Origin of the sequence: Streptomyces sp. NPDC086554 (assembly GCF_040686095.1) — a bacterium.
GTDB lineage: Bacteria > Actinomycetota > Actinomycetes > Streptomycetales > Streptomycetaceae > Streptomyces.
Window position 1 is genome coordinate 75,342 of the sequence record NZ_JBFBJK010000022.1, and the last position, 14,448, is coordinate 89,789.

At 69.5% G+C, this 14,448-nt stretch carries 13 protein-coding genes and 1 riboswitch; of the genes, 7 read left to right on the plus strand and 6 right to left on the minus strand.

From position 1 onward, the window contains the following. Positions 1 to 96 precede the first annotated feature (96 nt). The 3 genes from AB0O76_RS31665 to AB0O76_RS31675 all read right to left on the minus strand — a co-directional run bounded on the left by AB0O76_RS31665 (position 97) and on the right by AB0O76_RS31675 (position 3,257). Positions 97 to 1,026 carry a 1-phosphofructokinase family hexose kinase gene (locus AB0O76_RS31665; protein ID WP_365498045.1) on the minus strand — a complete coding sequence of 310 codons (930 nt, stop codon included), beginning with the start codon at positions 1,024 to 1,026 and terminating at the stop codon, positions 97 to 99. Between the two features lie 141 nt (positions 1,027 to 1,167). Further along, positions 1,168 to 2,307, minus strand: coding sequence for an N-acetylglucosamine-6-phosphate deacetylase (nagA, locus tag AB0O76_RS31670; RefSeq protein WP_365498048.1), 1,140 nt, complete (start codon positions 2,305 to 2,307; stop codon positions 1,168 to 1,170). Continuing rightward, the gene (locus AB0O76_RS31675) at positions 2,307 to 3,257 is read right to left on the minus strand and encodes an ROK family protein (protein WP_365498051.1); all 951 of its coding nucleotides are present in this window, start codon (positions 3,255 to 3,257) and stop codon (positions 2,307 to 2,309) included. Before AB0O76_RS31675 ends, nagA begins: the two co-directional genes overlap by 1 nt. Before the next feature lie 239 nt (positions 3,258 to 3,496). Between AB0O76_RS31675 and AB0O76_RS31680 the strand changes: the two genes are divergently transcribed. Genes AB0O76_RS31680 through otsB form a run of 3 tightly spaced genes read left to right on the plus strand, consistent with a single transcriptional unit; the run spans position 3,497 to position 5,909 of the window. Further along, the gene (locus AB0O76_RS31680) at positions 3,497 to 4,714 is read left to right on the plus strand and encodes an extracellular solute-binding protein (protein WP_365498319.1); all 1,218 of its coding nucleotides are present in this window, start codon (positions 3,497 to 3,499) and stop codon (positions 4,712 to 4,714) included. A gap of 9 nt (positions 4,715 to 4,723) precedes the next feature. After that, positions 4,724 to 5,014, plus strand: coding sequence for a DUF3263 domain-containing protein (locus AB0O76_RS31685; RefSeq protein WP_365498054.1), 291 nt, complete (start codon positions 4,724 to 4,726; stop codon positions 5,012 to 5,014). A 16-nt stretch (positions 5,015 to 5,030) separates the two neighbouring features. Then, positions 5,031 to 5,909, plus strand: a complete 879-nt coding sequence (gene otsB, locus AB0O76_RS31690; protein WP_365498057.1) for a trehalose-phosphatase — start codon at positions 5,031 to 5,033, stop codon at positions 5,907 to 5,909. Here the strand turns inward: otsB and AB0O76_RS31695 are convergent. From AB0O76_RS31695 to AB0O76_RS31705, 3 genes are all read right to left on the minus strand, one after another. Then, positions 5,897 to 7,384: a right-handed parallel beta-helix repeat-containing protein gene (locus AB0O76_RS31695; protein WP_365498060.1), complete on the minus strand. Its 1,488-nt coding sequence runs from the start codon at positions 7,382 to 7,384 to the stop codon at positions 5,897 to 5,899. The two genes, otsB and AB0O76_RS31695, sit on opposite strands and share 13 nt — an antisense overlap. A 74-nt stretch (positions 7,385 to 7,458) precedes the next feature. Next, entirely contained in the window at positions 7,459 to 8,853 is a 1,395-nt protein-coding gene (locus AB0O76_RS31700) for a trehalose-6-phosphate synthase (RefSeq protein WP_365498063.1), read from the minus strand. Between the two features lie 82 nt (positions 8,854 to 8,935). Beyond that, positions 8,936 to 9,880, minus strand: coding sequence for a glucosyl-3-phosphoglycerate synthase (locus AB0O76_RS31705; RefSeq protein ID WP_365498066.1), 945 nt, complete (start codon positions 9,878 to 9,880; stop codon positions 8,936 to 8,938). 155 nt (positions 9,881 to 10,035) lie between these two features. Then, a riboswitch (SAM riboswitch) is annotated at positions 10,036 to 10,165 on the plus strand. Between the two features lie 17 nt (positions 10,166 to 10,182). Between AB0O76_RS31705 and thrC the strand changes: the two genes are divergently transcribed. The 4 genes from thrC (at position 10,183) to groL (ending at position 14,425) form a co-directional block, all read left to right on the plus strand. After that, positions 10,183 to 11,487 carry a threonine synthase gene (gene thrC / locus AB0O76_RS31710; protein ID WP_365498069.1) on the plus strand — a complete coding sequence of 435 codons (1,305 nt, stop codon included), beginning with the start codon at positions 10,183 to 10,185 and terminating at the stop codon, positions 11,485 to 11,487. 97 nt (positions 11,488 to 11,584) lie between these two features. After that, positions 11,585 to 11,860: a MoaD/ThiS family protein gene (locus tag AB0O76_RS31715; protein WP_365498071.1), complete on the plus strand. Its 276-nt coding sequence runs from the start codon at positions 11,585 to 11,587 to the stop codon at positions 11,858 to 11,860. Positions 11,861 to 12,310: 450 nt separating this feature from the next. Next, complete coding sequence (locus AB0O76_RS31720; protein WP_005315736.1) at positions 12,311 to 12,514, plus strand: cold-shock protein; 204 nt, start codon at positions 12,311 to 12,313, stop codon at positions 12,512 to 12,514. Positions 12,515 to 12,799: 285 nt separating this feature from the next. Next, positions 12,800 to 14,425, plus strand: coding sequence for a chaperonin GroEL (gene groL / locus AB0O76_RS31725; protein WP_365498075.1), 1,626 nt, complete (start codon positions 12,800 to 12,802; stop codon positions 14,423 to 14,425). The last annotated feature ends 23 nt before the right edge of the window (positions 14,426 to 14,448 follow it).

Here is a 14,448-nt window from a genome sequence, read left to right on the forward strand (position 1 = left end):
TCCCGATCACTCCGCAGCTTGGCCGCGCCGAACAGGCCTTTCCCGCCCACCCGCCCGATACCCCGGATTGCCCGGGCGGGGTTGGGGAAAAAGCCCCTACGCCGCGCTCTCCGCCCCCGTCACCACAACCCGTCCCAGCAGCTCCTCGTACGCTGCTGCGTCGAACTCTCCCGCCACCGGCGAAGCCACCGTTGCCGCCGACAGGGCTATTGACCGCGCCAGGCGCTCCGGCCACGGGAGGGCCTCCACCAGGCCGGACAGGAGGCCCGCCACCGCCGAGTCGCCTGCGCCCGTCGGGTTGCCGCGGACGCGGGATGGCGGCGTCGCTTGCCACGTGCCGTCGGGAGTGACGGCAAGCAGGCCCTCGGCCCCCAGTGACGCCACCACCGTGTGCGCGCCCCGGCGCCGGGCGTCACGGGTCGCCTGGACGGGCTCGTGGGAGCCGGTCAGCTCGGCGAGTTCGTCGGAGTTCGGCTTGACGATGTCGGGGCGGGCGGCGACGCCACGGCGCAGCGGCTCGCCGCTGGTGTCCAGGAGTACGGGGATCTTGGCGGCGCGGGCCGCGCGGACCAGCACGGCGTACGCGCCGACCGGCACGCCCGGCGGCAGGCTGCCGCACAGCGCGACGGCGGACGCGTCGCGCAGCAACTCCTCGTAGGCGGACTGGAACGCCGCCCATTCGGCGGGGGAGACCTGCGGCCCCGGCTCGTTGAGCTGTGTGGTGTCGCCGGTTGTCGCGTCCACCACGGCGATCGTGCGGCGGGTCGCCCCCGCGACCGGCAGCAGCGTGTCCGTGACGCGCGGCTCGTGCGCGAGACGGTTGCGCAGGGTGCGGCCGGTGTCGCCGCCCGCGAGGCCCGTGACCGTCACGTCGTGGCCTAGGGCCGCGAGCACGCGGGCGACGTTCAGGCCCTTGCCGCCGGGGCGTTCGGTGACCTCGGTGACGCGGTGCGAGGCGTGCGGGGTGAGGGCGGGGACCTGGTAGGTGATGTCCAGGGCGGCGTTCAGCGTGACAGTCAGGATCACTGGTACCACCCCCGGGAACGGTCACGTTCGGTCGCTTTCGGCGTCTGATCATGCCAAACAGAAGGCGGTTGGCCCAGAGGCCGGACCAACCGCCTTGCGCTCAACAGCAGGTGAAACCGCCTGAGTTGGGGTCTTTGGGGGCTAAAAGGGCTCAACCATCCATTCGCCCTTGCGCATCACGCCCTTGAGGTCGAAGCCCGCGTCGAGGACCACCAGATCGGCGTCCTTGCCGGGCTCAAGCGAGCCGATCTCGTCGTACATGCCGAGCAGCTTCGCCGGGTTGGCGGAGATCGCGCGGACGGTGTCCTCGACGGAGAGGCCGTCGACGGTCACCGAGCGTTTGAACGCGCGGTCCAGGGTCAGCGTCGAGCCCGCGATCGAACCGCCTTCGACGAGGCGCGCCACGCTGTCCTTCACCTCGACCTCAAGAGGGCCGAGCATGTAGCGGCCGTCGCCGAAGCCCGCCGCGTCCATCGCGTCCGTGATGAGGGCGACGCGGGCCGCGCCCGCGCGGTGGAAGGCCAGCTCGAAGGCGGCCGGGTGCAGGTGCGTGCCGTCGTTGATCAGCTCGACGGTGATCCGCTCGTCCTCCAGGAGGGCGGCGATCGGTCCGGGCGCGCGGTGGCCGAGGGCGGGCATCGCGTTGTAGAGGTGCGTGGCGACGGTGGCGCCCGCGTCGATGGCCTGCACCGTCTGCTCGTACGTCGCGTCCGTGTGGCCGATGGCCGCGATCACGCCGTGCTCGGCGAGCAGCCGCACGGAGTCGATGCCGCCCGGCAGTTCGGTGGCGAGCGTGACCATCTTCGCGTGGCCGTGCGCCGCGTCGATCAGCTTGCGCACATCGGCCGGGTCCGGGTCGCGAAGGAGGGCCTCGCTGTGCGCGCCCTTGCGGCACGGGGAGATGAAGGGGCCCTCGAAGTGGATGCCGGCGATGTCGCCCTGCTCGGCGAGCTCGGAGAGCAGCCCGGCCCGCTGGACGAGGAAGTCCATCTCGCCGGTGACGGTCGAGGCGACGACGGTCGTGGTGCCGTGCAGCCGGTGGGTCTGGACACCTTTCAGTACGTCATCGACGGTGCCGGAGGTGAAGGAGGCACCGCCGCCGCCGTGGTTGTGGATGTCGACGAAGCCGGGCACCACCCAGTGGCCGCTGAGGTCGATCGTCTCCGCGTCGGCAGGGGAGCTCCCGGCGATCCGCGAACCGTCGACGATCACTCGGCCGTCCGTGAGGGTCCCGGTGGGCAGCACCACCTGAGCACCGGCGAGCACCTTGCTAGTGGCCATCAGGCGGTTACCTCCGTGGGGTCGGACTTCTGGTGGACGAGGTCCCAGGCCAGCAGGCCCGCGCCCAGGCACCCGGCGGTGTCGCCGAGGGCCGCGGGCACGATCTGGGGCAGCGTCTGGAACTGGACGACGCGCGCCGCGACCGCGGCCCGCAGGGGTGTGAACAAGGTTTCCCCGGCCTCGGCGAGACCGCCACCGATGATCAGGGTGTGCGGGTCCAGGAGGGTGAGGGCGGTGATCAGGCCGTCGGCGAGCGCGTCGACGGCGTTCTGCCAGACCTCCAGGGCGAGCGGGTCGCCGGACTCCACGGCCTTCGCGCAGTCCGCGGCGTCCGCCTCCGGGTCGCCGCTTGCCGCCGCCCACGCCTGGCTCACCGCGGAGGCGGAGGCGAGCCGCTCCAGGCAGCCGCGCTGGCCGCAGCCGCAGGGCGGTCCTCCGGGACGTACGACGATGTGCCCGATCTCGCCGGCCGAGCCGTGCGCGCCGGGCTCGATGCCGCCGCCGATCCCGATGGCCCCGGCGATGCCCGTGCCGAGCGGCACGAACAGGAACCGGTCGGCGCCCTTGCCCGCGCCGATCCGGCCCTCGGCGAGGCCGCCGGTGCGCACGTCGTGGCCGAGGGCCACGGGTACGCCTTCCAGCCTGCGGCTCAGCAGGTCCCGCAGCGGGACGTCGTGCCAGCCGAGGTTCGACGCGTACACCGCGATGCCGCGCTCGGTGTCGACGATGCCCGGGACGGCGACGCCGGCCGCGGCGGCGGGTTCCCCGAACTCCTCGATCCCGTGGGCGCGCAGGTCGGCGGCGAAGCCGACGATGGACTCGACCACGGCGTCGGGCCCGCGCTCGCGGCCGGTGGGCCTGCGGGCCGCGTGCAGCAGCGTGCCGTCCGCCCCGACGAGGGCGGCCTTCATTCCGGTGCCGCCCACATCGAGGGCGATGACGTGTTTCACGGGGGACAGTCTCGCGCGTGACCCGCGAGAGGTCTAGTCCACTTCGGGTACTTGCGTGCGGTAATCGGCGGGCAATCGGGCGGGTGTCCGAAGCAGGTAGTTGCGCAAGCGATACTGGAGTGGTGTAGACCTCGTGTTCATGCGCGGGGGAAAATCGCAGTTCACGTAGATCATCGAGGGTGGGAACAGCTGTGCAGCGGCGCGCGACAGGACTGACCGCGGCGGTAGCCGCACTGGGCATGGCGGCGACTCTCGCCGGCTGCGGCGGTCCCGGCGACTCAGGCGACGTCACCCTCAAGCTGGTGGCCGCCGACTACGGCGACTCCAAGGCCAACAGCTCCCAGAAGTACTGGGACAAGCTCGCCGAGAAGTTCGAGGACGAGAACCCGGGCATCAAGGTCGACGTCAGCGTCTACTCCTGGACGGACGTCGACCGCAAGGTCAAGGACATGGTCAAGGCGGGCAACGCCCCCGACATGGCGCAGATCGGCGCGTACGCCGACTACGCCGCGCAGAACAAGCTCTACCGCGCCGAGGACCTGCTCGCCATCTCCACCCAGGCCGACTTCATGGCGCCCCTCTCCGAGGCGGGCGAAGTCAACCGCGTCCAGTACGGCATGCCGTTCGCCTCCTCCACGCGCCTCCTCTTCTACAACGAGAAGATCTTCAAGGACGCCGGCCTCACCCCGCCGCAGAGCTGGACCGAGCTTGCGGCCGACGCCAAGGCGCTCAAGGCGCGCGGCGTGAAGATCCCCTACGCCCTGCCGCTCGGCCCGGAAGAGGCGCAGGCCGAGACGATGCAGTGGCTGCTCAGCGGTGGCGGCGGCTACACCGACAACGTCGGCACGTACGCCATCGACTCCACGCAGAACGTGAAGACCTTCACCTGGCTGAAGGACGAGCTGGTCGACAAGGGCCTGACAGGACCGACGCCGCCCGCCGAGCTCGACCGCGCCGAGGCCTTCGCCGCGTTCACCCGAGGCGACGTGGGCATGCTCAACGGCCATCCCACGCTGATGCAGATGGCCGAGAAGAAGGGCGTGAAGTACGGCATGGTGCCGATGCCCGGCGTGAACGGCAACGCCAAGGCCACCATGGGCGTCGCCGACTGGATGATGGCCTTCAAGCAGAACGGCCACCGCGAGGAGATCGGCAAGTTCCTCGACTTCGCCTACAGCACGAAGAACGTCCTGGACTTCTCCCGCCAGTACAACCTGCTGCCCGTCACCACCTCCGCCGCGCAGCAGATGACCGGCAACGACGACGACAAGGCGCTCGCCGAGTTCCTGGAGGAGCTGCCCACCTCGCAGCTCTACCCGGTGGGCAAGACGTCCTGGGCGCGGGTCTCCGTCGAGGTCAAGAAGTACATCGGCAAGGCCGTCTCCCGGAACGCCGACCCGGGCTCGATCCTCACCCAGATCCAGACCAAGGCGGCGACCGAGGCGAACTCGGAATAGCGTGACGGCATGACGGGCACAGCAGACGGGCCAGGCACCACCGACGACGGGTTCCCGGACGAGACGGACGACACCGGCCTCTCCGAGCGCGACCGGGCGATCCTCGCCCTGGAGCGGCAGGACTGGGTGTCCGGGCCCGGCGCCAAGGAGCGGGCCATCCGAGAACGCCTCGGCATGGTCCCGATCCGCTACTACCAACTCCTCAACGCCCTGCTCGACGATCCCCGCGCCCTCGCGCACGACCCGGTGACCGTCAACCGGCTTCGGCGGGTTCGGGAGTCCCGGCGCGAGGAGCGTTGAGCGTAGGGTCGGCCCCATGGGTGACCCCGTGTACTCGCCGTCCTCTCCCTCTCCCTCTCCCTCTCCCGAGCTGCCCGAACCCGTGACCCCCGCCGGGCGCGAGGGCCTGGCCGCGCTCCTGGCGCGGCCCGAACGTGCCGTGATCGCGCTCGACTTCGACGGCACGCTGGCCCCGATCGTCCCCGACCCCGAGCAGGCACGCGCCCACCCGGACGCCGTGCCCGCCCTCGCCGCGCTCGCGCCGAAGGTCCTTTCCGTCGCCGTGGTCACCGGCCGCCCGGCGGGTGTCGCGGTCCGCTACGGCGGCTTCGCGGGCGTCCCGGGCCTGGAACACCTGGTCGTCCTCGGCCACTACGGAGCCGAGCGCTGGGACGCCGTCTCCTCCACGGTCCACGCCGCCGAACCGCACCCCGGCGTGGCATCCGCCCGCGCCGAACTCCCCGGCTTCCTCGACGCGATCGGCGCCTGGCGCGGCACCTGGATCGAGGAGAAGGGCCGCGCGGTCGCCGTCCACACCCGCCGCGCGCAGGACCCACAGGCGGCCTTCGAGGCCCTGCGCGACCCGCTCGCCGAACTGGCTGCCAAGCACGGCCTGATCGTCGAACCGGGCCGCCTGGTCCTGGAGTTGAGGCCGCCGGGCATGGACAAGGGCGTGGCCCTCGCCGACTACGTACGCGAAGTGGGCGCCGAGACGGTCGTCTACGCGGGCGACGACCTGGGCGACCTGCCCGCCTTCGCCGCGGTCGAGAAGCTCCGCTCGGACCAGGTGCGCGGCCTGCTGGTGTGCAGCGGCAGCGCGGAGGTGGCGGAACTGGCCGAGCGGGCCGACCTGGTGGTGGAAGGCCCGCAGGGCGTGGTGGAACTGATCGCTTCGATCGCTGCTCAACTGCCCTGATCCGCCCCGAGGCTGGGCGGATCGGGGATGGGATTCCCGAAGTAGTCGTGGGTGGTCCCGTCGTCGACGGGCGTACCGATCCCGCGAGCGGGTGAATCGCTCTTCAGCCGTACGTCGTCGGGGGCGTCCGGAGTGGTGTCGATGAACCGGGGGTCGGCGTTGACGCCGGACGTGTCGCGCGGCTGGGCGGTCCGCCAGTACAGGTTGTTGCTGTAGGTGCTGACGGTGTCCTTGATGGGAGACCCGGCGCCCGGCGCGCCCACAAAGACGTTGTCGCGGAAGGTGACACCGGCGGGCCCGTTGTTGGAGACGAGCGCAGTGTCGGCGCGGTCGGTGACGACGGTGTTCCGATAGACCTGGGTGTCGGTCGCGGCCCCGCAGACAACAGAGATCACGGCGTACGGAGACGTGGTGTTCCGGTCGTTGACGCTGATGTTGTCGTGGATGCGGTTGCCGTCGCTGGTCTTGTCGGGGGCATTGCAGACGAGGAGGAAGCCACCTTCGTTGTCGTGGCTGTAGTTGTAGCGGTAGGTGTTGCGGACGTTGCCGCCGTCGATGTCGTACGCCATCGAGTCCCGCGTCCCGTGGCCGCCGGTGACCTCGTTGTACTGGTAGAGCGCGTCCTGCGACTCCCAGGCCCAGATGCCCGCGTTGTAGCCCGCCGAGCGCATGTTGAAGCCGTCCACGTAGTTGTGCTCGACGCGGGCCTTGCGGGTCTCGTGGATGACGATGCCGTCGCCGCCGACGTCGTACGCCTTGTTCCGTACGAACTCGACGCCGCTGGAGAGGAGTTCGGCGTCGGCGTCCGTGCCGCTGCCCCAGGTCGACATGGTGCCGATGCCGGTGCGGTCGACGTGGCGGACGGTGGAGTCCTCGACGCGGAGGTCGTTGAAGCGGGTGGGGGTGGTGCTGCCTTGTACGACGAAGAGAATCCCGCCGGAGGGGTCGGGGTCCTTGAAGTCGGCGCCGTTCACGTCGTGGACGTCGACTCCGTCGACGACGAAGTGGTCGGCCGTGCCGTAGTCGGTGAGCTGGACGTAGAGTCCGGCGCGGCGTTCGGTGGTGGTGGCGGGACCGGTGTTGGAGAGGTCCAGATTCCGGATCTCCCACTGCTCGGTGTTGATGAGATGCAGGGCGGCGCGGGCGCCGTTCGCCTGGATGCGGGGCTTGGCCTTGTCGCTTCCGTAGGCGTCGATCAGCACGGGGGCGCCGGCCGCACCCGCACCTTTGGGAGCCAGCACCCCCGTGCAGCTTGTGCCACGCCGCAGCAGGAGCTTCTCGCCGGGGGCGTAGGTGTGGGCGCCGGCCTTTGCCAGGGAGCGCCAGGCCGTTCCGGCGGAGGTGCCGGACGCGTCGTCGCTGCCGCGCCGGCAGTCGACGTAGTACGTCTTAGCCTCCGCGGCGGCGGGGGCGGCTGTCGCCCCTGCCAGGGCGAGGGCGGTGAGGGCTACGGTGCTTGTGCGGCGTAGGGCCATGCCCCGGAAGGTATCGAGGCGGGGCTTCGGGGGCCCATGGACAAACGTGGGGTGGGGTTGGACGGAAACCGCTCTTACCCCAGCGCCCCCAGCTGGTCCAGGAACCACTGGGCGGGCGGCAGCGCCGTAGCCGCCGCAGCGAGCCGCTTCGTCCGCTCCGCCCGCTCGTCCAGCGGCATCGTCAGCGCCTCGTGCAGCGCAACCGCCGTCCCCGTCACGTCATACGGGTTCACCACCAGCGCGTCCTCGCCCAGCTCCTCGTACGCCCCCGCCTCCCGCGAAAGAACAAGAACGCACCCCTCGTCGGAAACGACCGGCACCTCCTTGGCCACCAGGTTCATCCCGTCCCGGATGGGGTTCACCAGAGCCACGTCCGCCAGTCGGTACGCCGCGAGCGACCGCGCGAAGTCGTCCTTCACGTGGAGCACGACCGGGGTCCAACCCGCCACCCCGTACTCCGAGTTGATCGAGTCCGCGAGCCGCCGCACCTCCGCCGTGTACTCCCGGTACACCGCCAGGTCCTGCCGGGACGGATACGCGAACGCGACGTGCACCACCCGCTCCCGCCACTCGGGGTGGTCCTCCAGGAGCTGCCGATACGCCTGCAGCCCCCGCACGATGTTCTTCGACAGCTCGGTCCGGTCGACGCGGACGATCACCTTCCGGTCGCCCCCCACCTGGTCCCGAAGCGCGACGAGCCGCTCCTCCACATCCGCCCGCCGCGACCGCTCCCGCAGGAAGTCCGCGTCCGCCCCGAGCCCGTGCACCCCGATCCGCGTACCCGACGTACCGCCCAGCGCGTCCACGCAGCACGCCGTGAACGCGTCCGCCCACCGCCCCGTCAGGAACGCCGCCCGGTCGGCGCCCAGGATGCCCCGCAGGAGCTGCTCGGCGATGTCGTCCGGCAGCATCCGGAAGTAGTCGACCGGCGCCCACGGCGTGTGCGAGAAGTGGCCGATCCGCAGGTCGGGGCGGAGTTCACGGAGCATCCCAGGGACCAGGGAGAGGTGGTAGTCCTGGACGAGGACCGCCGCCCCGTCACCGGCGCTCTGCGCGAGCGCCTCCGCGAAGGCCCGGTTGTATGTCTCGTACGAGGCCCACTGCGCCCGGAACTCCGAGCCGAACGCCGGTTCCAGCGGCGTCTGGTACAGCATGTGGTGGACGAACCAGAGGACCGAGTTCGCGATCCCGTTGTAAGCGTCGGCATGTACCCGCGGATCAATGTCGAGCATCCGCACGCCCGGCTCACCGACCCCGCGCCGCACGGCCTCCCGGTCGCCTTCCCCCAGCGCCGCGCAGACCCACAGGGCATCCGCCTCGTCCCCGATCGCACTGAGCCCGGAGACGAGTCCGCCGCCGCCCCTCTTGGCCGTCAGCTCCCCGTTCTCCTCCAGGGCGTACGTGACAGGGCCGCGGTTGGACGCGACAAGGACCTGGGCGGCGGGAGCCGCTGCCTGCTCGGAGACCATGTGCGGAAACCTAGCCCCTCCGGGAATCCCTCAAACGTACGGCCGGACCCCCGCGGGATCCGGCGGTATACGTTCCATTCGGCTACGCCACGCGGCGTTCCGCGTACTCCGCGATGTCGGCCATCGGCGGCCGCTCCTCCGTGTCCACGGAGTGGGTGCGCGGCGCGAATCCGTGCTCGCCCCGCTCGAACTGCGTGAGCTCGGGGCGTACGAGGTGCCCGCGGGCGAGCCGCACCTGTGCCGTCCGGTAGATCGCCGCCGCCATCCGGCCGAGCGCCTGCCCGTCCTGGTGACGGTGCTTGCGCACACCGACGTCGACCTGCGCGAGCGCATCGAGGCCCACCGTGTGCAGCGCGTCGACAAGGAGGCCGAGCTCCACTCCGTAACCGACGGGGAACGGCAGCCGCTCAAGCAGCGACCTGCGCGCCGCGTACTCGCCGCCGAGCGGCTGGACGAATCCGGCCAGCTGCGGCCAGTGCATGTTCAGCAGCGGGCGCGCCATCAGCTCGGTGACCCGGCCGCCCTGCCCTGCTGCCTCGCCCAGCGGGCGGTCGTACATCGCCTTCACGAAGTCCACGTCGGGCTCGGTCAGGAGCGGGCCCACGATGCCCGAGACGAAGTCCGCAGAGAACTCCTTCAGGTCCGCGTCGATGAAAGCGACGATGTCACCGCCGGTCACCAGGAGCGAACGCCAAAGCACCTCGCCCTTGCCGGGCACGGCCGGGATGCGGGGGAGGATCTCGTCCCGGTGCACGACCCGCGCGCCCGCGGCACGCGCGACCTCGGCCGTGCGGTCCGCCGAGCCCGAGTCGATCACCAGGAGCTCGTCGACGAGAGGCGCCTTCTCGACCAGCTCACGGCGGATCTCCGCGACGATCTCGCCGACCGTCTCCTCCTCGTCGAGCGCGGGCAGCACGACACTGACCGAGGCGCCGGACGCCTTCTTCGCCGCGGTCAGCCGGTCCAGCGGGCGGTCGGCGACGGACCAGGAACGCCTGCTCAGCCAGCGCTCGGCTTCTTCCAGCACGGTCAGGGTCCTCTCTATGTGATCCATCTCGCGGTTCGGACGACTATCTCAAGCGTCCAGGCCTTCGGTTACAGTCTTGAACAACGCGGATGACCATCGCATGTCGGGGGTCATCGCGTAACAAATGCACCGGGACCGCGAGCCCGGCGCCATACCGCTCATCCAGAGGGGCAGAGGGATACGGCCCGTTGAAGCCCCGGCAACCCTCCCGCCGACCGACGAGGTCACGGTGGGGAAGGTGCCAATTCCGTCTCGCGGCGAGATGCGCCGCGGGGAAGATGAGGAGAAAGGGCCTCGCCTCCATGGCTGCGCAGACTGTCGCAACGAACGACACCACCACCGCCACGAACTCCGTAGACCTCGGTCCCGCTTCGGGCCTCTCCTGCCGCGAATGCGGCGAGCTCTACGCCCTCGGCCCTATCTTCGCCTGTCAGGCCTGTTTCGGCCCGCTCGAGGTGGCCTACGACCTGCCGACCGGTGACCCCGAGGCGCTCCGCAAGCAGATCGAGTCCGGCCCCGCCAACATCTGGCGCTACGCGCCGCTGCTCCCCGTCCCCGCCGACGTGGCCGACAAGCCGAACCTGAACCCCGGCTGGACCCAGCTCGTCAAGGCCGACAACCTCGCCCGTGAACTCGGCGTCGAGCAGGGCAAGTTGTTCGTCAAGGACGACTCCGGCAACCCCACGCACTCCTTCAAGGACCGCGTCGTCGCGCAGGCGCTCGAGGCGGCGCGCGCCTTCGGGTTCACGACTCTTTCGTGCTCTTCGACGGGCAACCTCGCCGGTGCTGTCGGCGCCGCCGCCGCCCGCGCCGGCTTCCGCTCCTGCGTGTTCATCCCGCACGACCTGGAGCAGGGCAAGGTCGTCATGGCCGCGGTGTACGGCGGCGAGCTCGTCGGCATCGAGGGCAACTACGACGACGTGAACCGCTTCTGCTCCGAGCTCATCGGCGACCCGCTCGGCGAGGGCTGGGGCTTCGTCAACGTCAACCTGCGGCCGTACTACGGCGAGGGCTCCAAGACCCTCGCGTACGAGATCTGCGAGCAGCTGGGGTGGGTCCTTCCGGACCAGCTGGTCATCCCGATCGCTTCGGGCTCGCAGCTCACGAAGATCGACAAGGGTCTGAAGGAGCTGATCCGGCTCGGCCTCGTCGAGGACAAGCCTTACAAGATCTTCGGGGCGCAGGCGGAGGGGTGTTCGCCGGTTTCTGCCGCCTTCAAGGCCGGGCACGACGTCGTACGTCCCCAGAAGCCGAACACCATCGCCAAGTCGCTGGCCATCGGCAACCCGGCCGACGGGCCGTACGTCCTGGACATCGCGCGGCGTACGGGTGGTGCGGTGGAGGACGTCAACGACGAGCAGGTCGTCGACGCGATCAAGCTTCTCGCTCGCACGGAAGGGATCTTCGCGGAGACCGCCGGTGGTGTGACCGTGGGCGTTGCCAAGAAGCTGATCGAGGCCGGTCTCATCGACCCGTCCCTCACCACCGTTGTGCTCAACACCGGGGACGGCCTGAAGACCCTGGACGCCGTTGCCGAGACGTCCCAGGCCACCGCGACCATTCGGCCCAGCCTTGATGCGTTCCGCGACGCGGGGCTTGCAGGCTGAGCTTGTCCGCTTGTCTGCGGGGCCGTCGTGGCTGGTCGCGCAGTTCCCCGCGCCCCTTACGGGGCGCCTCCGCCCCCTGTATCAAGAGGTGAACCCCATGAGCGTCAACGTCCGCATCCCCACCATCCTTCGTACGTACACCGACGGTAAGGCCGAGGTCGCCGCCGAGGGGACGAATCTCTCCGAGGTGATCGCCGACCTGGAGAAGAACCACGCCGGCATCGCCGCCCGTGTCCTGGACGACCAGGGCAAGCTGCGCCGCTTCGTGAATGTGTACGTGAACGACGACGACGTCCGTTTCGAGCGGGGCCTTGAGACCGCCACTCCGGACGGCGCGGGCGTCTCGATCATTCCGGCCGTCGCCGGAGGCTGACCATCGAGCACAGTGCCGGCGGCTGATCCTTTACGCAAGCACCCTGTGTTATCTCAATTGCCCCCTCCGCGAGAGAAGTGGAGGGGGCAATTCCGTGTGGTTGAGCGCGGTACAGTTGGGAAACGAGCTTCTCCGTTTGTGCCGAGCGCATATACGAAGTCGGTCCGGGGCCGACAAGAAGTAGCCAAAGTGCACTGCCCATTTGAGCCGATCACGGCATTTGTCTGGCCCGACTTGCCCTGAACTCCGGCAAATTCTCCGCATATTTCCGATCGGGCGTGCCCGGAATTCTCGTCCGATTGACCTGTTGCAGACGGCAGTTGGACAGATACATTCAGCCGCGGTCGACGCGTTCCGGCGCACACCTCCACATCCCATTGGGGGGGTGAGGTCTGACCCGGGTCCGCGAAGTGCGGGCCCGTGCAAGGGCCAGTAATAGGGGAGTTAGGCATGGCTCAGGGCACCGTCAAGTGGTTCAACGCGGAGAAGGGGTACGGCTTCATCGCGGTCGACGGTGGTGCGGATGTTTTCGTCCACTACAGCGCGATCCAGATGGACGGTTACCGCACCCTTGAAGAAGGTCAGCGAGTCGAGTTCGAGATCTCGCAGGGCCAGAAGGGTCCGCAGGCGGACATGGTCAAGCTCGCCGTCTGATCTCGGCGCGATCGGCCACCGACGCACTCACGGCGAGGGGCCCGTATCCCATCTGGGGTACGGGCCCCTCGTACGTCTGGGATCCGTCAGAGGCGCTTGCACTCGCAGGGGGCGAGTGCTAATCATTGGCTTAGCACTCTCCCAGTGAGAGTGACAGAACTTGGATCGGGTCAGCGAGGTCCGCAGGCCGGGTGGGGCAAGGAACCACACGGCACGCAGGCCGTCCGTCGCGGGCGCGGGCACGATCCGTTTGCATTTCCACCCCGTCCGGGAGGACCACTTCACATGGCCAAGATCATCGCGTTCGACGAGGAGGCACGGCGCGGCCTCGAGCGCGGCATGAACCAGCTCGCCGACGCCGTCAAGGTGACCCTGGGCCCCAAGGGTCGCAACGTCGTCCTCGAGAAGAAGTGGGGCGCCCCCACGATCACCAACGATGGTGTTTCCATCGCCAAGGAGATCGAGCTCGAGGACCCGTACGAGAAGATCGGCGCCGAGCTGGTCAAGGAGGTCGCGAAGAAGACGGACGACGTCGCCGGTGACGGCACGACGACCGCGACCGTCCTGGCCCAGGCCCTGGTGCGCGAGGGTCTGCGCAACGTGGCCGCCGGTGCCAACCCGATGGCCCTCAAGCGCGGCATCGAGAAGGCCGTCGAGGCCGTCTCGGGCGCCCTGCTCGAGCAGGCGAAGGATGTCGAGACCAAGGAGCAGATCGCTTCGACGGCCTCCATCTCCGCCGCCGACACCCAGATCGGCGAGCTCATCGCCGAGGCGATGGACAAGGTCGGCAAGGAAGGCGTCATCACCGTCGAGGAGTCGCAGACCTTCGGGCTCGAGCTTGAGCTCACCGAGGGCATGCGCTTCGACAAGGGCTACATCTCGGCGTACTTCGCGACCGACATGGAGCGCATGGAGGCGGCCCTGGATGACCCGTACATCCTGATCGTCAACTCCAAGATCTCGAACGTGAAGGACCTCCTTCCGCTCCTCGAGAAGGTCATGCAGTCCGGCAAGCCGCTGCTGATCATCGCCGAGGACGTCGAGGGCGAGGCCCTGTCGACCCTGGTCGTCAACAAGATCCGTGGCACCTTCAAGTCCGTCGCCGTCAAGGCCCCGGGCTTCGGTGACCGCCGCAAGGCCATGCTCGGCGACATCGCCATCCTCACCGGTGGCACCGTCATCTCCGAGGAGGTCGGCCTCAAGCTGGAGAACGCCGGTCTCGACCTGCTCGGCCGCGCCCGCAAGGTCGTCATCACCAAGGACGAGACGACGATCGTCGACGGTGCCGGTGAGAGCGACCAGGTCCAGGGTCGCGTCAACCAGATCCGTGCCGAGATCGAGAACTCGGACAGCGACTACGACCGCGAGAAGCTGCAGGAGCGCCTGGCGAAGCTCGCCGGCGGTGTTGCGGTCATCAAGGCCGGTGCCGCGACCGAGGTCGAGCTCAAGGAGCGCAAGCACCGCATCGAGGACGCCGTTCGCAACGCGAAGGCCGCCGTCGAAGAGGGCATCGTCGCCGGTGGTGGCGTGGCCCTCATCCAGGCCACCGCCGTCTTCGAGAAGCTTGAGCTCGAGGGCGACGAGGCCACCGGTGCCGCCGCTGTGAAGCTGGCCCTGGAGGCCCCGCTGAAGCAGATCGCGGTCAACGCCGGCCTTGAGGGCGGTGTCGTCGTCGAGAAGGTGCGCAACCTGACCGTCGGCCACGGCCTGAACGCCGCGACCGGTGAGTACGTCGACATGATCGCCGAGGGCATCCTCGACCCGGCGAAGGTGACGCGCTCTGCCCTGCAGAACGCCGCCTCCATCGCCGCGCTGTTCCTCACCACCGAGGCCGTCATCGCCGACAAGCCGGAGAAGGCGGGCGCTGCCCCGGCCGGCGGCGGCATGCCGGGCGGTGACATGGACTTCTGATCCCTCGTGGATCGTAAGTTCTG

What these genes read in the sequence shown, in the direction of transcription:
- nagA (WP_365498048.1), bottom strand. Translation starts at nt 2,307, where the DNA reads ATGGCCACTAGCAAGGTGCTCGCCGGTGCTCAGGTGGTGCTGCCCACC.
- AB0O76_RS31680 (WP_365498319.1), top strand. Translation starts at nt 3,497, where the DNA reads ATGGCGGCGACTCTCGCCGGCTGCGGCGGTCCCGGCGACTCAGGCGAC.
- AB0O76_RS31685 (WP_365498054.1), top strand. Translation starts at nt 4,724, where the DNA reads ATGACGGGCACAGCAGACGGGCCAGGCACCACCGACGACGGGTTCCCG.
- otsB (WP_365498057.1), top strand. Translation starts at nt 5,031, where the DNA reads ATGGGTGACCCCGTGTACTCGCCGTCCTCTCCCTCTCCCTCTCCCTCT.
- AB0O76_RS31695 (WP_365498060.1), bottom strand. Translation starts at nt 7,384, where the DNA reads ATGGCCCTACGCCGCACAAGCACCGTAGCCCTCACCGCCCTCGCCCTG.
- AB0O76_RS31700 (WP_365498063.1), bottom strand. Translation starts at nt 8,853, where the DNA reads ATGGTCTCCGAGCAGGCAGCGGCTCCCGCCGCCCAGGTCCTTGTCGCG.
- thrC (WP_365498069.1), top strand. Translation starts at nt 10,183, where the DNA reads ATGGCTGCGCAGACTGTCGCAACGAACGACACCACCACCGCCACGAAC.
- AB0O76_RS31715 (WP_365498071.1), top strand. Translation starts at nt 11,585, where the DNA reads ATGAGCGTCAACGTCCGCATCCCCACCATCCTTCGTACGTACACCGAC.
- AB0O76_RS31720 (WP_005315736.1), top strand. Translation starts at nt 12,311, where the DNA reads ATGGCTCAGGGCACCGTCAAGTGGTTCAACGCGGAGAAGGGGTACGGC.
- groL (WP_365498075.1), top strand. Translation starts at nt 12,800, where the DNA reads ATGGCCAAGATCATCGCGTTCGACGAGGAGGCACGGCGCGGCCTCGAG.